This is a genomic window from Occallatibacter sp. (assembly GCF_036502485.1).
Lineage (GTDB): Bacteria > Acidobacteriota > Terriglobia > Terriglobales > Acidobacteriaceae > Telmatobacter.
The window spans coordinates 20,120-38,425 of sequence record NZ_DASXYM010000118.1 but is presented as its reverse complement, the minus strand read 5'-3'; the positions used below and the strand labels follow the sequence as shown (position 1 = coordinate 38,425).

Here is an 18,306-nt window from a genome sequence, read left to right as displayed (position 1 = left end):
CCTCACCCGCTTGACCCATCCGCCCCCACCCCCCAGAATGGAAACAGCCGCAATTTCTGCCCCCCGCTCCAGCGGACCACGGAAGCGCGTGCACACCTGAAAGATCCGAGGGTCGCGATGCCTGCATATCTGCTGCTGCTTTTCGCCGTTTTGAGCCGTGTGGTCCCCCATCCCGACTGGCTGAACTTCACCGCTGTCGGCGGCGCCCTCCTCTTCTTCGGCGCGCGGCGCTCCTGGCGCGAAATGCTCGCCCCCCTCGCCGCCCTCATGGCGACCGACGTCTACCTCACCCTCTTCAGCTATCACTACGCCTTCCAGATCGGCGATTACCTCCCCACCTGGACCTGGTACCTCGCCGCCATGGCGCTCGGCCACATCCTGCTGCGCAGCCGCACCACCCTGCCCCGCTTCTTCTCCGCCGTCCTGCTCGGCCCCACCTCGTTCTTCCTCATGTCCAACTTCGCCGTGTGGCTCGCCGGCACCATGTACCCCAAGACTTCAGGCGGCCTCGTCACCTGCTACGTCGCCGGCCTGCCCTTCTACCGCAATGACCTGCTCTCCACCACAGTCGTCGCCGGCCTGGCCTTCGGCGTACCCGTGCTGGTCCGCCGCATGCAGCAGAACCGCAGCTCCGCCGTTGCCGCCCGCTAATGAGCCTGTCCCGCCTTCGGCCCCAAATGGAGCCGAAGGCGGTTGGCCACACCGCAGGCGCCCTACAATTGCCTGCGGATGTGACCTATGGCAGCACAGACCCAACCCACTCCCTTGAGCTCTGCCTGAGCTCTTCTGCCGCATCTATTACATCGTGAGGCGATATGATACAGTCGGACTAGCGATCCAACCGGTTCGCTTCCGAATCAAATCTCGCATTTCTGCATACCGGCAACGCGGCCGCGCGCGTTCTCGGCAAATTTTCGATCAGGCCTTCGACCAGGACCCATGGACGCTTTCACCCCAAAACCCGACGCCGATCCCTACGAGTTCATCCATGAGAACCTCGACAGCGTCCCCCACCTGGAGGCCCTGATCCTCTTCTGGAACAGCCGCCCCGTCGGCTGGACCTGCGACGAGCTCGCCTCGCGCCTCTACATTCCCTCCGAGCTGGTCAACGGCGTCATTCGCGACCTCGTCCGCCTCCAACTCGTCCAGGAACAGCCCGGCCCCCCCACCAGATACTCCTACTCCCCGCGTTCCGACGAACAGAACGAGCTCATGCGCGTGGTCGACGACGCCTACCGCCGCGACCTGGTTCGAATTTCCACCATGCTACATTCAAAAGCATCTTCCCCCGTTCGTGAATTCGCCCGCGCCTTCCGGTTCAGAAAGGAAAAAGACCAGTGAGTGCGACCGTCTATGTGCTCACCTGCCTCACCACCTTTATCTGCGCCGTACTGCTGCTCCGCGGCTATGCCCGCGTCCGCCGCAGGCTGCTGCTCTGGAGCGGCTTGTGCTTCCTTGGATTGACAGCCGCCAACCTCCTCAAAGTCCTCGATCTGCTCGTTTTCCTCCAAACTGACCTCTACACCTATCGCCTCGGTTCAGCCGCCCTCGCCATGGGCCTGCTGCTCTTCGGCCTGATCTGGGATAGCCAATGAACGCCTCTCCGATCAATCAGCTCGCCGCCCTCTCGCATCCCCTCCTCGATGTGTTCCTCCTCGGCTTCATCGTGGCCTGCTCGCTCGCCGCCTCCCTGTTCTTCCTCCGCTTCTGGAAGTCGACCCGCGACCCGCTCTTCCTCGCATTCACCGCCTTCTTCGCCATCCAGGCCGTCAACTACGGCATGCTCCTCACCGTCGAGCACCCCAACGAAGGCAACTTCACCCACACCATCATCCGCTTCCTCGCCGTTCTCGGCCTCCTCGCCGCCATGGCCTGGAAAAACTTCTTCGAGAGCTAAACAGGTCTCGGCTCCCGCCAGGGTGGGGACTCCACCGCGCTCAACTACAACACGGATGTCCTGCGCCGCAGGCGAAGGTCCGGCTTTTCCCATCCCGGTCCGGGTCAATCAATAACCTTGTCAAGCCCCACCCCACGCCAAAACCGGCCTAACTCCCTTCAGAATGAACACAAAATAAATTCCGAAAACGTGTCAAAGTAAGCACGCGTTCTGCCATACTTGAAGTAATCAGAGAGAACCAAGGCCCGCCGGCCACCACCGGCGGGCCTTTCTTTTGCCCGAAAACCTCCGTGTCCCATCCTGTCGCCTTTGTTCTCGCGACAGGGTGGGAAATCACGAACCCCAAACCGCCCTCGTGTGCGTTTCCCCACCAAACCCGGGTGCCCCAGGTCGCGATTCCGACACCTGGGAAACCACGAACTCAAGAAGGAGCTACTCATGCCCCCCACCACCCCCGAATCCGCCGTCCAACGCTGCCTTGACGCCTTCTACAAAGCCTGCGCCCGTGACGACGCCCGCAAAGACTTCAGCCCCGAATCCCTCCAGCGCACCCGCTACGTCTGGCGCCAGACCATGCCCATCCTCACTCCAGACCCCGACGCCATCGACGCCTTCATCGCCTGCGTCACTCACGGCATGATCCTTGAAGTCTTCACCCCCGCCGAAACCTCGAAGCTCCTTTACGCTGCCCAGACCGCCATCGGCTCACGCCGCGCCCGCACCGAAGCCCTCCGCGCCCAAGCCAAATGCCAGCAACCCACCCCCACCCCCTCCCCCTCGGCTGAAACCCCGGCCCCTTTGCCCCTCTGCACCTCTGTCCCTGCTCCACCCCCCACCCCCCTCCCTGATCTGAACCCTCCACCGGAGAAGTCCCAAGTAGCCGCACCCCAGGTGCCGGTTTGGATGACATGGTTTGGATGACGATGACATGGTTTGGATGACATGGTTTGATGACATGGTTTGATGACATGGTTTTGGGGGCAGCGGATACGCAGGGGATACGGCATTGTGGCTGGGGTTGGGTGGTCGCCAAGTCGGAAGTTTCGGACAATGCACGAAGCCGTTCAATGCCGGCTCATCAGGTACTGCCCTAGTAGAAGAGATACTTGCGCCAGCGGTCATCGCCTCGGCCCAGCATGCGCATGATCTGGCGGCTGGTGTGGAGGCTGAAGGGTTTCGGCTCGCGCTGCAGCATCATGTCGTCCAGCTCGGCCAGCATGCGGTTGCCTTTGCGGCGGTTGCAGGCGTGACAGCACGCTACCAGATTCTCCCAGGTGGAGTTGCCGCCCCGCGACCGCGGCACGACGTGATCCAGGGTGAGTTCGCTCGATGGCAGCACGACACCGCAATACTGGCAGGTGTTGCGATCGCGCAGGAGGATGTTCTTCCGCGACAAGGCACGAGTCTGATGGGGAATGCGGCGATATTCCAGAAGGCGAATGACCGACGGCATGGCAATGCGGCTGCGCTGGGCATGCAGGGTGAGGCCATGCTCCTCCTCAGTGCGCGCAATGCCCTTGAGCACCAAGACCAATGCCCGCCGCGCTCCGCAGATATTGATGGGCTCATACGACGCGTTGAGGACCAGCACCGGCATCTGCAGCATATGGGTGGAATGTCCCGCTACCACCGGCTCCCCCGCATGAGCCGCCACGGCGCGGGCTATGGCTTTCTGCTTGCGTGCATGGATCATGGCTTTTCCCAGCGACATATCGATTTGGCCTCGTAGACGTATCGTCAAATGAATTCAACAGAAGATGGTGAATGCATGCTTACGTTGGCCGGCTCTTCGAGCGTGCCGGGGTGTTGGGTGTTGTGACTCCTGTCTTGCTGCGTACCTTGAGATAGACTTCCGCGCTCGGGAAGCGCACGTCCGGCCCGGGCCAGGGTCGCTACCCAAACGGTTTTGGCTCCCCCGCGTTTCAGAGCCAGCGCCGCGGAACGGGCGGTGGCCCCTGTGGTCAAGATGTCGTCCACCAGCAGCACATCGCGGCCGCGCACCCGTCTGTCATGGGCAACGGCAAAAGCGGTGCGCATGTTCAAGCGCCGCTGCCGGCTTGAAAGGCCTGCCTGCGTCTTTGTGGCGCGCACGCGCCGCAAGGCGTTGGGTGCGAGGGTGAGCGTCCAGCCGGGATGGGTTTTGCCTAGGGCTGCGATGGCGTGCTCCGCCAGCGCCCGTGCCTGATTGAATCCGCGTTCCCGGTGCCTGGATCGGTGCAGCGGCACAGGGACGACGACCATCGTGGCTGACGTTTCCCCTTGCAGCTTGATGACGGCCTGCGCCAGCATGGCGCCCAGCCGCTTCGCCGCCGGATGCATGCGGTGGTATTTCATGGCATGGATGGCCTCGCGCATGCGGTCCTCATACACGCCGTAAGCAACGGCGCGTTCAAACGGCGGCGGCGCCGACCAGCACATCCTACACAGACCCTGGCGAAGTTGAGCGTCCACTTCGCCGGCGAGGGGATCACCGCAACGCGGGCACACAGGGCCGCTTCTGGCGGGCATCTCCATCCAGCAAACGTCACAAATTGGCACGGAAGAAAGGCGCGGCAGAGGGGAGCCGCAAAGAGAACAACCGGAAGGGAAGAGGGCGGACCCGGCAGCGTCCAGCGGACTTCGGAGCACGCGAACCACAGCGCGCCATGCGGATGTCCGCGATGCGGACGGTGCCGCTGGTGGAACGTCGAACGTCATGGAACCGGGAGTGGAGGAGGAGTCCCTGCGGAAGACGCACCTCGATTCGAGAGGCGCGAAGCGGGCGCCCTCCTCTCTATCTTGACCCCGCAGGTACTCTCGTGGCAAGCGGGGAGACGCGCTTTTCTTCGGGAGTTCCCGGGACTCTTTCCCGAATTCACGTGAACTTCACGCCGCAGGGCGGAGTCCTGTCAGCGCGGGCGGCCGCCGGCGAAGACGAGCACACCACCGATGATGAGCGCGCCGACGCCCAGCAGGGGCGGCAGCAGCAGGGTATGGTGCTGGGTGCGCTCTACCTGCAGCGGGCCCATGTCAATGGCCTTCTTATGGGTGTTCCAGGAGAATCCGCCATAGGCCAGCGCGAGCACGCCGGCAATCATCAAAACGATTCCCAGAGCTTTCATCTTTCCTCTGATTTGATTTGGATTGGGGATGAGGCCGGAACTTGAAGCGCGATGCGAAGGAGAAGACCATCGCACCGCGCAGGTTTGAAGTGGGAGTCAGCCGAATCAGGGGCGCTCTGCGTTGTAGTCGCGGTCGCGTTCCACGTCGCGATCGTCGGTGCGGTTGCCGTGGGTGGCATCGTTCACAGCGTCTTTCACATTGCCCAACACCTTTTCCGCCTTGCCCTTCACCTGCTGCGCGGCGCCGTCAGCCTGGGTCTCGGAATCGCCCGTCCATTCGCCGACCTGGCGTTTGGCGCGACCGGCCGCGTCATCGATGCTGCCCTTCAAGTTGTCTTTGTTCATTTACTCCACCTCCGTGGGTTATTGCTGCTCACACCAAAGGCGCATGCTTTCCCGCGCCCGCTGTCTGCCTGTCCCATCGCGCGCCTAAAGAGCTGTGCGGCGCCCCGATATGAGTTGCAGAATCAACACCACCACTGCCGCCAAGAGCAGCAGGTGAATAAAGCCTCCCAGCGTGTAGCTGCTCACCAGACCCACTAGCCACAAAACCAGGAGGATCACGAAAATTGTCCAGAGCATTCCTTACCTCCTGAGGCCGTCGGAGGGACGTGCCTCAATTCGACAACAGTGACTTGGATTCCGACTCTGGGAGCGATGGTTGGTTTCTGCTAAAATTCCTGCGCACAATTGATAAATCCACTCCGGAACAGCCGATTCAGAGTACCTTTGCATCCAACTTACTCAGTTACAGAGGCTTGCTCTTCACGGCAGGCAAAAAGCTCGAACGCAGAGTTCGTGACTTAGTAAGGAGAAAACATGCTGATCGTATTGCTGATCGTACTCATCCTGTTGTTCGGGTTCGGCGGATACAGGATGGGACCTGGCCTGGGATACTATGGCGGAGGCGGCCTCAGCCTCATTCTCACCATCGTGGTTATTCTGCTGTTGCTGAAGGTGTTCTGAAGAGAGCGCCAATCACACTGCAGCAGTTGAGATCCGGGTAGAAAGGGCCCCCGCGGACGAGCCCTTTCACTCACGCTGCCTGAGAGCCGGTTCTAACTTGCTTACTTAATCCGCGGCCATCCCCATTTGCTCGTTCTGGTGCTTCACGCGCAGGCGCATGAACTGCTCTTCCAGGATGTCCAGCTCCGCATCGCTCAGCTTTTCAATGTTCATCATGTGATTGCGGGCATTATCCACGGCTCGAATCAGCTCATCGAGCTTGAGGTTGATGGCGCGGGCGTCGCGGTTCTGGGTGTTCTGGATGAGAAACACCATCAAGAATGTGACGATATTGGTGGCGGTGTTCACCACCAGTTGCCAGAACTCGGAGTAATGCAGAAGGGGGCCGCTCGCGGCCCAGAGCAGCAGGAATACGCTTGCGCACAGGAAGCCCCACCGGGAGCCGAGAAACCCGGACGCGCACGACGCGAACCGCCCGAAGCGGTCAGGCCCGGCCGGCGAACTCACCGCGTCCAGGCTTCTCTTCCCTTGACCCAAGATCTGCCCCATCCTTTACGCCTTCTCGGTACCTCTATATCTATCCGCTGCCTGTCCGGTTGGATGCATGGGTGAGCTGCTGCGGGTAGCCTCGTGTTCCGATCAAATTCCAGGGGAAACTTGGGTGCGATAAACTGCAAACCGTGATCATCCCCTCGTCTTGTTTGCGCCGGCTTTTTTGCGCAGTCGTAATATGCGCCTCGGTGGCGGCTGTTGCCCAGCAGCAGGCGGCGCCGCAGCCTCCATCGAAGCCGAGCCAATCCGGCATGCAGTCCGGGATCGCCGGAGGGCTGGGTGCGCCGGCACAATACGACGAGCAGAAGCGGCCTATCACCGCGGGAGGATTCGTGAAGCCCGGCGAAGCGCCCGTGGTGTTTGAGGACGCTACGAAACGGGCCGGCCTCTCCGGCTGGGTTCACAAGATGGGCGTGCCGGAAAAGCAGTTTATCGTGGAGACCAACGGCTCGGGCTTGTGCCTGATCGATTACAACAACGACGGCTGGCTGGACATTTACCTGGTCAACGGGGCAACCTTCGATTCCCTGGACGGCAAGGAACCGGCGCCGCACGCCGCCCTGTTTCGCAACAACCGCGACGGCACCTTCACGGATGTATCGAAAGAAGCCGGTGTGCAGAACGACCGGTGGGGATACGGCTGCTCTGTGGCCGACTACGACAACGACGGGTGGCCCGACCTCTACGTGGGCAACTACGGACTCACCCGGCTGTACCACAACAACCACGACGGCACCTTCACCGATGTGGCGGAGAAGCTCGGGGTGGCGCTCGACAACTGGCATCCCGGCTCGACATGGGCCGACTACGATGGCGATGGCCGTCTCGATCTCTACGTCACGGGCTACGTGCACTTCGACCGCGGCAATCTTCCCCTTGGCGGGACGAAGGCGGTGGGCTATGCGCAATGCCAATATCGCGGACAGAACGTGAACTGCGGCCCGCGCGGCCTGCAGGGCGAAGGCGATCACCTTTTTCACCAGAACGCCAATGGAACATTCATTGACGTCACCGCCAAGGCCGGGGTGGAGGACAAGGACCGCTACTACGGCTTCTCCACGATTTTTGTCGATATCAATAACGACAACAAGCCCGACCTGGTGGTGGGCAACGACTCCGAACCCAACTATCTCTACATCAACAAGGGAGACGGGACCTTCGACGATCAGAGTTACGTTTCGGGCTTTGCGCTGAATAAGGATGGGCGGGAGATCGCCTCGATGGGCATCGCCGCGGGCGACTACGAGAACAAGGGCCTGGTGAGCTTCTACGTCACCGATTTCGGCGACGACTATAAGGTCCTGTTTCACAACGATGGCGATGCCAGCTTCACCGATGTGAGCTATAAGGCGGGGGTGGCGCAGCCCACCATCCCCTTTGTTGGCTGGGGCGCGGGGTTTTTGGACTATGACAACGATGGCTGGCTCGATCTGTTGGAAGTGAACGGCCATGTTTATCCGGAGGTGGACCGGCACGACTGGGGCACGAGCTGGGCGGAACGTCCTCTGCTGTTTCACAACATTCCGGACGCTAACGGGAAAGATCGCAAGTTCGAATACATCAAGGCTGTTCAGGGAACAGGGCTGGCTGACGTTATCCCTGCGCGCGGGGCGGCGTTCGGCGATCTGTTCAACGACGGCAAGATCGACGTGGTCATCAATCCTATTGACGGGCCGCCGGTGCTGCTGCGAAACGTTAATCCCGACAAACACCACTGGGTGGAGCTAAGCCTGGTGGGAAGCGGCAAAAGCCCGAAAGACGCCACCACGGCCACGGTATATCTGAAGGCCAACGGCATGCGGATGCGGCAGGATGTGCTGTCGTCTGGCAGTTACATCTCGGCGAACGATCGCCGTCCGCACTTCGGGCTGGGCGACGCCACCGACGCCGGCGTTGCTGAAATTCACTGGCCCGACGGCAAGGTGGAAACGATCAAGGTGCCGGCAGTAGACCGGATCTACACGGTTGAGGAAGGCGCCGGCATCACCGCCGCCCTGTGCAACGGTAAGAGCTGCGCTGACTTCAAGCCCGATAAGGCGACCGCCGTCGCGCCGAAGAGCAACGAATAAAAATCCACAGCCCAGGCGCGCAATGAACAACAGTGCGTGACGGGCATCACAGATTGTGCCGCTGCGATGCGAGAAACTGCTCTTCGTCGGCATGGTTCGAGGGATTCGCAAGTCTCCCTCTTGAGCCGGCCAACACGAGGCAGCCGTGGAAAGGGGAAGCCGCAGCTGAACTCGTTACGTGCAGGGATCGCCAGTAGTCGCGCGCTATCGACCTCCAGCGCCGGCTACTGGCCCCCTCTTTTTGGGGGTCTCTTTTTCTGCCGCCCTGCGCTCCCGCGATGGATGCAGACCTGTTGAGACGAGGTGTTCCTCTGCTGCGCTATGCTTTGGTGGACCGTTGCCCATAAGGAGCCGTGTTGTTCCGGTCCCGTCGTTCCTATTTCCACGCAGGCTTGGCCCTGGCGTTCGCCTGTTTCGTGACCTGCCAGGCACTGACCCCGGCGGCGCAGCAGGCTTCCGTGCCGAGACAAGCTACCGGGGGCCAGGCGCAGGAGCCCGCCTCGGGAATGAGTGGCGTTTCCTCCGCGGGCACATTCGCACCTGTCTACGACGCGCAGAAGCGACCGATCACGGCGGGTGGATTTGTGGACTCCGGTGCGGTGATTTTTGAGGATGCGAGCAGAAGTTCGGGGCTGGCGCGCTGGCAGCACGTGATGGGGACAAAAGCCAAGAAGTACATCCTTGAGACCGACGGCTCGGGGGTGGGGCTGATCGACTATGACAATGACGGCTGGCTCGACATCTACCTGGTGAACGGCTCCACGTATGATGCGCTCAGCGGAAAGGCGACGGCGCCCCATGCTGCGCTGTTCCATAACAACCACGATGGGACGTTCACCGATGTGGCTGCGAAGGCCGGTGTGCAAAACGACCGCTGGGGTTTCGGGGTGGCCATTGCCGACTATGACAACGACGGCTGGCCGGACATCTTTGTCTGCAACTTTGGCAAGAATCGCCTCTATCGCAACAATCACGACGGGACGTTCAGCGATGTAGCGGAGAAGGCGGGGGTAACGCTGGGCAATTGGAGCGACGGCGCCACCTGGGGCGACTACGACGGCGACGGGCGGCTGGATCTCTTTGTGTCAGGATATGTGCACTATGACCTGGCGCATGAGCCTACGGCGACGGACGGCTCGGTTCCGTTTGCGTTTTGCCAATTGCATGGCATTCCGGTGATGTGCGGGCCGCGCGGGCTGAAGGGCGAGCCCGACCACTTGTTTCATCAGAATGCCGACGGGACGTTTACGGATGTGAGCGTCAAAGCAGGCGTGTCTGATCCGGGCGCCTACTACGGTTTCACCGCCACGTTTGTGGACGTGAACAACGACGGGCGTGTGGACCTGCTGGTGGCGAACGACTCGCTGCCCAACTACTTGTACCTCAACAAGGGCGATGGCACATTTGAGGACCAGAGCTATGTGTCGGGATTTGCGCTGAACAAGGATGGGCGCGAGATCGCATCGATGGGCCTGGCGGTTGGCGATTACAACAATGACGGGCTGGTTGACCTGCTCATCACCGATTTCTCTGACGATTTCAAGGCGCTCTTCCGCAACGCGGGATTCCCGGACGGCTTTACCGATGTGGCCGACGAGGCCGGGATCACGCAGATGGCTGTGCCTTTTGTGGGTTGGGGCGCGGGATTTCCCGACTATGACAACGATGGCTGGAAAGACATTGTGATGGTCAACGGTCACGTGTACCCGCAGGTGGACGGGCACGACTGGGGCACGACTTTTGCCGAGCGACCCCTGCTGTTTCGCAACAACGGGAACGGCAAGTTCACCTACATTGCAGCGGTGAAGGGTTCAGGGCTTGCCACGGTGACTTCGGGGCGCGGCGCGGCATTCGGGGACCTGTTCAACAACGGCAAAATCGACGTGGTGATCAGCCCGATTGATGGGCCGCCGGTGCTGCTGAAGAACGTGAATGCGGACAAGCATCACTGGGTGGAGCTCAGGCTGGTGGGCGGTAAAGACAGCAAGACCGGCCGGCAGAGTCCTCGCGACGGCGTGGGGGCCACCGTCTATCTAACGGCCAACGGTATGCGCCAGAGGGAAGATGTGATGAGCGGCGGCAGCTATATCTCATCGAATGACCCGCGGGCACACTTCGGACTGGGCGACGCCAGGGATGCGGGGGTGGTGGAGATTCACTGGCCGTCGGGAAGCGTGGAGAAGGTCAAGCTGCCGGCGACGGATCGCATTTATACCGTTCGCGAAGGGGTGGGGATTGTGAGTGCGTTGTGCGGTGGAAAGGCTTGTGGGGCGACCCGGAAGTAAGCTGCTGTGAGCAAGAAAGAGGCGGACGGCCCAGGCCGTCCGCCTCATTGCTTTCTGGATTCTGGGTTTTAGAACACGCCGGCCAGGAAGGTTTCCACCGGGGAGACATGTTCTCCGGTGGCTCCGGTGGCAGCGAGGACGGCGGGCGACAGGGTGAGCACGGGGCAGTGGGAGTGCGCCAGCACCTTGTAGACAATGCCGTGGCGGGTGATGGCCGCAAACGCCGTGGCTCCATGAGCGCCGAGCACCACCAGATCAGCCTGCTGAGCCCGGCTCTGGTAGAGGAGCTCTTCAGTCGGGTCGCCGGGGACCACGATGGCCTGGACTTCGATTTTGTCCTGAAGCTCCTTCGGCACCATGGCGATCAGGTCGCTTTCGATCTGGTCGATGCTGCGCCCGGCCAACACTTCGTGCCGGTCCTGCGGACGGATGACGTGTTGAAGGATCAGGCGGGCATTGTGTTGAACGGCCAACTCAGCCGCGAAGGTTGTGACCATGGCGCTGGTATCACCCAGGCTGACGGCGCAGAGGACAATTTTGGTCTCGAAGTTACGGAAGCTGCCGTCGACCACCTCTGGACCGACGATGAACACCGGTACGCTGGAGGTTCGCAGGACTGCCTCGGCGACGGACCCGACCAGCAGCTTGCCGATCGGTCCCGGCGAATGGGTGCCCATGACGACTCGGTCAATGGCGCGTTCCCTTGCATAGGACAGGATCTGGTCTGCAGGCAATCCGGGGCGCACAACGACCTCGCAGCGCAGACCGGCGGCACGGGCACGCTCGGCAAGCGGCTCCAGGTGCTGCATCTCCGTTCGAGCTGCGGCGGCATAGTCGTAGTAGCGCACGCCCGAGGTTTCCGAGGCCGATATCACCATGGTGTCATAGGCATGAAAGAGGATCAGGTCGGCGGCGAACTCCGCGGCCTGCGCCACGGCAAACGCAAACGCTTTCTCGTTGGCTGGAAATTCCGAGGCAAAGAGAATGGTTGAGGGTTTGCTCCATTCCGGCTTCAACGCGGCTGCCATAGGCACCTCCCGGCTGTTCTCATTTGAGTCTGATCCTTTCCCCGGCTCGGCACAGTGCCGACAAGCACAAGTTCAGGTGATGTACCTCACCCGGCCAAGCTAAACAGGAAAGTCACGCACGTAAGATTCATCTTGCACGAAAAACGTTGCCTGGTGTACAGAGTTCGTCAGACTCTTGATGCGAAATTCATGACCCAGCGTCGCTGTCCAGTTCACTGCGTGCCATTATGGTCCCGATCCGGTGGGTCATACGTGATCCTAATCACAGCATTATGTGCGTTCCCCTGCTTTCCTTGAACTTGGAAACGGTCGTCTTCCCCGCGAACCCCTCGCCCGGTCCACCCCTCGTTCCCGTAAGGAGGCCTGATGCACGCCATGCAGCCGATGCACACCATTCCCGCCCGCGGCGGACTCAACTACGACGAAGCTCCTTTCCTCGCTATCTGGGAGGTTACCCAGTCCTGCGACCTGGCGTGCAAGCACTGCCGCGCCGCCGCCCAGCCCATTGCGCATCCCGATCAATTGACGACGGAGGAAGGGAAACGTGTCATTGACCAGATCGCGGACATGCACATTCCCATTTTCGTTTTTACGGGTGGCGATCCGCTCAAGCGGCCGGACCTTTACGAGCTTATCCGCTATTCCGCAGAGAAGGGGGTCAAGGTGGCGGTAACGCCCAGCGCGACTCCTCTGCTGACCCGCGAAGCGATTTTCAAGATGAAGGAAGCCGGCGTGGTGCGGCTCGGCATCTCGCTGGACGGCTCGACGCCGGAGATTCACGATGCTTTCCGCGGATTGCCCGGCGCGTGGGCCCGGACGATCCAGGCAGTGGAGTGGGCGGGCGAGGCGGGGCTGCCGATCCAGGTGCACACCACCATCAGCCGCCACAACGCGCATGATCTGGATGGGCTATGCAGGCTTTTCGAGAAGCTGAAGATCGTGATGTGGAATGTGTTCTTCCTGGTGCCGGTGGGCAGGGGGCAGCTGAACGATCTGCTGTCGGGCGAGGAGTTCGAAGAGGTTTTCGGCAAAATATACGAACTGAGCCACCGGGTGAGTTTCCAGATCAAGACGACCGAGGCAATGCACTACCGGCGGTATCTGCTGCAGCACAATCTTGAAGAGCGGAAGATGGGGCAGGGACATCCGGGGGGACATCCGGGCGCCGCGGTTGCGGAGTATGAGCCGGGTGCGCCGAAGGCCGACGCGCAGGCGCGCAATCACGGCTGGGCCACGCGGCGGGTGAATGACGGGAAAGGTTTCATGTTCATCTCGCATAAAGGCGATGTGTACCCCAGCGGATTTTTGCCGATTCATGCCGGGAATATTCGGGAGACGCCTCTGGCCGATATCTATCGGAATGCGCCGATCTTTAAAGCGCTGCGGGACACCGGTCGCCTCGAAGGCAAGTGCGGGGCATGTGAATACAAGGAGATCTGTGGAGGCAGCCGGGCGCGATCCTATGCGCTGACCGGCGATCCGCTGGCGCAGGAGCCCTGCTGCATTTTTCAGCCGCGCAACTGGCATCCCGAATCGACGACGGCAGGGGTCAGGGAGCAGTCAGAGTTTGCCAATCCGCTGGCGACGCTGTAGGGGTGGGGGCGAGGAGTCACTCCTAACCGGGGCGGCAATCAGACGGTCCAAGAGTTAACATCGGGGTCGAATTTGTATCTAAGGGTTTCCGGTGACTCTTCGCTGTTGGTGGTTGCTGCTGTTGGTTTTTGTGGTTGCGGCGGGCGCAGGGCAATCCGCGCCGGAATCACGAGAGGGGCAGGAGCCGGTTCTGCGCCCGCGGCCGCCTGTGAAGCCGAAGGATGCGGATACGTCGCGCGTGCAACTTCATGCTGTGGTTACGGACGCATGGGGCAAGCCGGTGACGGGGCTGCAGCCGTGGAACTTCAAGCTGCTCGACAACGGGAAGCCAGGCAAGATTCTCTACTTCCGAGCGTTCCATGGCGCGGCGTTGCAACGCGATCCCTCGCTCGAGGTGCTGCTGGTTCTTGACGCTCTCAACAACAACCGGGTGGAGCAGGCGCTTGCGCGCAGCGAGACGATCCGTTTCCTCGAACAAAATGGGGGACGGCTGGCGCATCCGGTCAGCTTGATGGTCTTGACCGACAAGGGGCTGGAGGTGCAGCCGCGCCCTTCCGCGGACGGCAAGAAGGAAGTCAGATTGCTGCGCAGGCTGACTCCTCGCATCTCTGTATTCAATGCAGCCATGGGGCTGAACGGGGAGATTGAGCGGTTCAACCTGTCGCTGGCTCAAATTCGATTGATTGCAGAGAACGAGACGCACAAGCCGGGTCGCAAGGTCCTGGTCTGGTTGGGTACGGGGTGGCCACTGCTGGAGACCCAGGGAGTTCTGCCATCCGTGAGCGACAATGCCGCATACTTCAACAACGCCGTTGAGTTGTCCAACTGGCTGATGGAGGGCGAGATGACGGTTTGCACGGTGTCGCCTTTGGACTCGACCGCCGGCGCGGCGTTGATCAATCCGGAGTTCTACAAGGCGTACCTGAAGCCGGTTTTGCGGACGCAGGACGCGAGCAGCGGAAGTCTGGCACTGAACGTTCTGGCGGTTCATAGCGGCGGTCGAGTGCTGGGGCCGGGTAATGACCTGGCGGAGCAGATCGGGCAGTGCGCTGAGGACATGGACTCGTCGTACCGGCTCACGTTTGAGCCGCTGAAAGGGCAGCCTGCCGGCACTTACCACGAATTGAAGCTGACGGTGGACCAGCCCGGTGTGACGGTGCGGACCACGAGCGGGTACTACAGCCAGCCGTAGACGGTGAGACGGTGCCCCGACTCTGCATGCCGGAGAGCTGGGGCGCCGCGGGTTGTGGCGAAGGCAGGGGAGCTAGTTTTTTCCCAGGCCGTCGTTCTGGTGGTAGTTGGGCGGGGCGGGCACCTTGAACGTGGGGACGGGGTGAGTCTTCAGTTCGTCGAGGACGAGTTGTACACCCTGCTCGAGCTGACGGTCATGACCGTCGGCGAAGTCTTTGGGCAGGAGTTCGACCTCGACGTCAGGCGGAATGCCATGGTTCTCGACTTCCCAATCGCCGTCGATGCCGAAGATGGCGTAGCGGGGAGCCATGACGTAGCCGCCATCGAGCAGGGCGGGATAACCGCCGATGCCGACCAGTCCGCCCCAGGTGCGGGTACCGACCAGCTTGCCGACGCCGGCTTTGCGGAAGTACCAGGGGTTGGCATCGCCGCCGGAGCCGGAGTTCTGATTGATGAGCATGACCTTGGGGCCGAAGATGGCGCCGACGGGGTCATGGATCGCCTTGCCGTCACGCTCGATGGCGCCTGACAGGGGGAAGCGCTTGAGGACATCCACGATGTAATCGGCGATGAGTCCGCCCTCGTTCCAGCGCTCGTCGAGCACCAGGGCCTGCTTGTCCAGTTGCGAATAGAAGTAGCGGTTGAAGCTGGAGTAGCCGGCGCCGGCGGTGTTGGGCATGTAGACGTAAGCGACCTTGCCGCCGGAAAGCTCGTCGACCTTTTTGCGGTTGCCCTCGACCCAGTCGACGTTGCGCAGGCCGTCTTCGTCGCCGACGGGGACAACGGTGACGTCGCGGCCGTCTTTTCCATCGGCGTTCGGTCCGACCCGGATGACGGTCTGTTTGCCGGCGGTTCCGTCAAACGCTGCGAAGAGGTTGTCATTGGCGTGCAGTTCGCGGCCGTTGACGGCAAGCAGATACTCGCCTTGTTTGACGTAAACGCCGGGAAGCGTGAGCGGCGAAGCCAGCCCCGGAGTCCAGTTCTGGCCGCCGAAGATCCTGGCAATCCTGTAGCGGTCGTGGTCGACGGAGTAGTCGGCGCCGAGCAGGCCGGCCCTGGGCTCGTTTTCGGGGTGGAACGGGCCGCCGACAAACATGTGGCCTATGGTGATTTCGCCGAGCATTTCTGTGGAGAGGTAGGTGTACTCGGAGCGCGCCGCCATGTTGTCGAGGTAGGGTTTATAGCGCGCTTCGATTTTGGGGATCGACAGGCCGTGGGTGTTGGGGTCGTAGAGGAAGTCGCGTTCGATGCGCCAGGTTTCGTGATACATCTGTTTCCACTCAGCGCGGGGATCGATGGTGGTCTGCATCTGGCCGAGGTTGAGCGGCTTGCCGGGATTGTTGTTGTCGGGCTTCAGGTCGTCGGCAGGGGTAATGATCCAGCCGGTTTTGCGGTTGTAGAGGATCTTGGAGCCGTCGGCGGAGAGCGTGAAGGAGTCCACATTGTTGAGGACGGTCTGGGGCTCGCGCTTCTCCAGGGTGAAGCGCCATACGGCGGTGATGTTCGAGCCGGGGCCCTCGTTGGTGGAGCGGCCAACCGGCGGCCCTTCAAAGAGAAAGAGCACGCCGGTTTTGCCGGTGGCGATGCCCATGTAGTTGCGTGGCGGGATGGGCAGGGACAGGATGCGGTTACCGATGCCGTCAAGATCGATTTTGGTTTCGGCGGGCTTGTCGTCCTTCTTGTCTTTCTCTTTGTCTTTGTCCTTGTCGTCGGATTTGGCTTCGTCTTTGGCTCCGGGCTTCTTCTCTGCATCCTTTTTGTTCTTGTCAGAGGCTGCTTCGGCGACGGGCTTGGGCGGCTCGGTCTTCTTTTCTTCCTTAATTTTTTCGTCGTCGCTTTCGGGCGGGACGGGTGAGGCTCCGTCTTTGGCCAGAACCACTACATAGGGCGCGGTGGTCTGGGCGCGGTCGAGCGAGGAGAGGTCAATGCCGGCGTGGGACGGGCCGTCGTTGGTGGATTCCACGAAGTAAAGGTACTTGCCATTCAGGTCAAATGCCGGCGAGAAGGCGTCGCTCATGCCGTCGGTGATCTGGGTGGATTTCTTTGTGTCGAGGGAATAGACGAAGATGGCGCGAAGCTGGTTTTCGAGGTCGCGGTGGTAGGCGATCCACTTGGAATCGGGAGACCAACCGGCGGACCAGTCAGGGCCGAAGGTGCCGTAGATGCCCTGGTCGATGAGGACGGGTTTGGGCGCGGCAGCTTTCGCGTCGGTGTTGGGCAGGGGCACATCGACGACCCAGAGGCGGTTGTGCTTGTCCATGTAGGCGATGTGTTTGGAGTCGGGGGACCAGGTGGGGCCGTAGAAGAAGCTGGGATTGGGGCCGAGGTCGATGACGACGGGGGGCTTGAATCCGGTCTGTTCCTGGAGATAGAGCTGATATTCGCCGCTGGCGTCAGAGAAGTAAGCGATGGTCTTGCCGTCAGGCGACCAGGACGGGTTGCGCTCCGCGGCGCCGGAGGTGCGGGTGAGGTTGCGGGTGTCGCCTTTCTCGCCGGGGATGGTGAAGATTTCGCCATGCGCCTCAAAGACTGCGCGGGCTCCGGAGGGGGAGAGGCCGGCGTTCTGGATCTCTTCGGGCGGGATGGTGGCGATGTGCGACGTGAGGTTGGGGAGTTCGCCGTGGATTTGAACGGAGACGATTTTGTCGTCATTGCCGGCCGTGTCGATGAAGTGGAGTGAGCCGAACTGTTCATAAACCAAGCCGCCGGGGCCGCCCTGCACGGACTTGATGTCGAAGCCCTTGTTCTGGCTGACGGCTGTGACCTGTTTGGACGCCACGTCGTATTTGTAGAGCGATACGGGGCCGGAGTTTTTCCCATCCTGGCTGCGGTCGGAGAGGAAGTAGACGGCGTCGCCCTGCCAGACGGGGCTGGAGTCGTTGGAATTCTGGCGTGGGACGCGAACCAGGTCGAGGGTTTTGAGGTTCACGATCCAGATGGGCGTGGTCTGGCCGCCGACATAGCGTTTCCATGCCTGTTCCCACTTGGTGATGGGCTGGTAGGCGATGGACTGGCCGTCGGGGGAGAAGGAGCCCTCGACGCCCATGGGCAGGGGGAGCGGCTCAGGCATGCCGGAGCCATCGGCGTGCACCAGGAAGAGGCGGCCGAAGTGGCGATAGCTGAAGCCGCCGGTGGCGACGAGGACATTTTTGCCATCGCGCGACCATCCCGTGACAGAGCTGCCAGCCGGGTGAAAGGTGATGCGGCTGGGCACGCCTCCGCTAGCCGGAATGATGTAGACATCGTCGTTGCCGTGGAGATGGGCGGTGTAAGCGATCCGGGAGCCATCCGGCGAGTAACAGGGGCCGGCCACCACGTTTCCGTTGGATGTGAGGCGCTGGGCTTCGCCACCCTGTCGGGGGACGGTCCAGACGTCATCGGCGTAGCGGAAGGCGATCCGGTCCTGAGAAAGCGAAGGGCTGCGAAGGAGCAGGTGCTGATCCGCCGGAGAATTCTGTGCGGTGGCGGCAGGAACGCCGGCCGTAAGGGCGAGAAGGGCAGAGACGATGCGCAGCGCGAGGCGGGTGCGGGAAGGCATCAGGAATCCTCCATTGAAGGGCAGAGCGGTGAAGTCAGGGTGGTAAGCGCAATGTGAACGGAGATGTGGATGCGCAAGATATCGTA

At 61.5% G+C, this 18,306-nt stretch carries 18 protein-coding genes and 1 pseudogene; 10 read left to right on the top strand and 9 right to left on the bottom strand.

Annotated elements, in window-relative coordinates; genetic code table 11:
• The 5 genes from VGL22_RS15695 to VGL22_RS15675 form a co-directional block, all read left to right on the top strand.
• Positions 1–651, top strand: a 651-nt coding sequence (locus VGL22_RS15695) for a DUF6580 family putative transport protein (protein WP_465267883.1), incomplete at its 5' end; no start/stop codon positions are given.
• 288 nt (positions 652–939) lie between these two features.
• Positions 940–1,341, top strand: coding sequence for a hypothetical protein (locus tag VGL22_RS15690; protein WP_465267882.1), 402 nt, complete (start codon positions 940–942; stop codon positions 1,339–1,341).
• Entirely contained in the window at positions 1,338–1,595 is a 258-nt protein-coding gene (locus VGL22_RS15685) for a DUF5985 family protein (protein WP_465267881.1), read from the top strand. The genes VGL22_RS15690 and VGL22_RS15685 overlap by 4 nt, the downstream gene beginning before the upstream one ends.
• A complete protein-coding gene (locus tag VGL22_RS15680; protein WP_465267880.1) occupies positions 1,592–1,897 on the top strand; it encodes a DUF5985 family protein in 306 nt (101 codons plus the stop codon). The genes VGL22_RS15685 and VGL22_RS15680 overlap by 4 nt, the downstream gene beginning before the upstream one ends.
• Before the next feature lie 438 nt (positions 1,898–2,335).
• Positions 2,336–2,818, top strand: coding sequence for a hypothetical protein (locus VGL22_RS15675; protein ID WP_465267879.1), 483 nt, complete (start codon positions 2,336–2,338; stop codon positions 2,816–2,818).
• Positions 2,819–2,987: 169 nt separating this feature from the next.
• Here VGL22_RS15675 and VGL22_RS15670 read toward each other — a convergent pair whose 3' ends face one another.
• The 6 genes and pseudogenes from VGL22_RS15670 to VGL22_RS15645 all read right to left on the bottom strand — a co-directional run bounded on the left by VGL22_RS15670 (position 2,988) and on the right by VGL22_RS15645 (position 5,580).
• On the bottom strand, positions 2,988–3,608 hold the full coding sequence (locus VGL22_RS15670; RefSeq protein ID WP_465267878.1) for an HNH endonuclease: 621 nt from the start codon (positions 3,606–3,608) through the stop codon (positions 2,988–2,990).
• 26 nt (positions 3,609–3,634) lie between these two features.
• Positions 3,635–4,252 carry a ComF family protein gene (locus VGL22_RS15665; RefSeq protein WP_465267884.1) on the bottom strand — a complete coding sequence of 206 codons (618 nt, stop codon included), beginning with the start codon at positions 4,250–4,252 and terminating at the stop codon, positions 3,635–3,637.
• A 69-nt stretch (positions 4,253–4,321) separates the two neighbouring features.
• Positions 4,322–4,594 (bottom strand): annotated as a pseudogene (locus VGL22_RS15660) (double zinc ribbon domain-containing protein); the annotation flags it as partial.
• A 191-nt stretch (positions 4,595–4,785) separates the two neighbouring features.
• Positions 4,786–4,998 carry a DUF3185 domain-containing protein gene (locus VGL22_RS15655; protein WP_465267877.1) on the bottom strand — a complete coding sequence of 71 codons (213 nt, stop codon included), beginning with the start codon at positions 4,996–4,998 and terminating at the stop codon, positions 4,786–4,788.
• A 105-nt stretch (positions 4,999–5,103) separates the two neighbouring features.
• Positions 5,104–5,343, bottom strand: a complete 240-nt coding sequence (locus VGL22_RS15650) for a CsbD family protein (RefSeq protein ID WP_465267876.1) — start codon at positions 5,341–5,343, stop codon at positions 5,104–5,106.
• Between the two features lie 84 nt (positions 5,344–5,427).
• Positions 5,428–5,580, bottom strand: coding sequence for a lmo0937 family membrane protein (locus tag VGL22_RS15645; protein ID WP_465267875.1), 153 nt, complete (start codon positions 5,578–5,580; stop codon positions 5,428–5,430).
• Positions 5,581–5,817: 237 nt separating this feature from the next.
• On the opposite strand from VGL22_RS15645, the gene VGL22_RS15640 reads away from it, so the two are divergent.
• Positions 5,818–5,964 (top strand): DUF3309 family protein, encoded by a 147-nt coding sequence (locus VGL22_RS15640; protein WP_465267874.1) that lies wholly within the window; start codon positions 5,818–5,820, stop codon positions 5,962–5,964.
• A gap of 105 nt (positions 5,965–6,069) precedes the next feature.
• Here the strand turns inward: VGL22_RS15640 and VGL22_RS15635 are convergent, their stop codons facing one another.
• Complete coding sequence (locus VGL22_RS15635; protein WP_465267873.1) at positions 6,070–6,513, bottom strand: low affinity iron permease family protein; 444 nt, start codon at positions 6,511–6,513, stop codon at positions 6,070–6,072.
• 191 nt (positions 6,514–6,704) lie between these two features.
• Here VGL22_RS15635 and VGL22_RS15630 point away from each other — a divergent pair, with 191 nt between their 5' ends.
• Both VGL22_RS15630 and VGL22_RS15625 read left to right on the top strand, forming a co-directional pair.
• Positions 6,705–8,585 (top strand): CRTAC1 family protein, encoded by a 1,881-nt coding sequence (locus VGL22_RS15630; protein ID WP_465267872.1) that lies wholly within the window; start codon positions 6,705–6,707, stop codon positions 8,583–8,585.
• A gap of 506 nt (positions 8,586–9,091) precedes the next feature.
• Entirely contained in the window at positions 9,092–10,870 is a 1,779-nt protein-coding gene (locus VGL22_RS15625; RefSeq protein ID WP_465267871.1) for a CRTAC1 family protein, read from the top strand.
• Positions 10,871–10,938: 68 nt separating this feature from the next.
• Here the strand turns inward: VGL22_RS15625 and VGL22_RS15620 are convergent, their stop codons facing one another.
• Entirely contained in the window at positions 10,939–11,898 is a 960-nt protein-coding gene (locus VGL22_RS15620) for a universal stress protein (RefSeq protein ID WP_465267870.1), read from the bottom strand.
• A 366-nt stretch (positions 11,899–12,264) separates the two neighbouring features.
• Here VGL22_RS15620 and VGL22_RS15615 point away from each other — a divergent pair, with 366 nt between their 5' ends.
• A complete protein-coding gene (locus VGL22_RS15615; RefSeq protein WP_465267869.1) occupies positions 12,265–13,491 on the top strand; it encodes a TIGR04053 family radical SAM/SPASM domain-containing protein in 1,227 nt (408 codons plus the stop codon).
• A gap of 91 nt (positions 13,492–13,582) precedes the next feature.
• Complete coding sequence (locus VGL22_RS15610; protein WP_465267868.1) at positions 13,583–14,683, top strand: VWA domain-containing protein; 1,101 nt, start codon at positions 13,583–13,585, stop codon at positions 14,681–14,683.
• Positions 14,684–14,755: 72 nt separating this feature from the next.
• On the opposite strand, the gene VGL22_RS15605 is transcribed toward VGL22_RS15610, so the two are convergent.
• Complete coding sequence (locus VGL22_RS15605; RefSeq protein ID WP_465267867.1) at positions 14,756–18,220, bottom strand: S41 family peptidase; 3,465 nt, start codon at positions 18,218–18,220, stop codon at positions 14,756–14,758.
• Positions 18,221–18,306 lie beyond the last annotated feature (86 nt).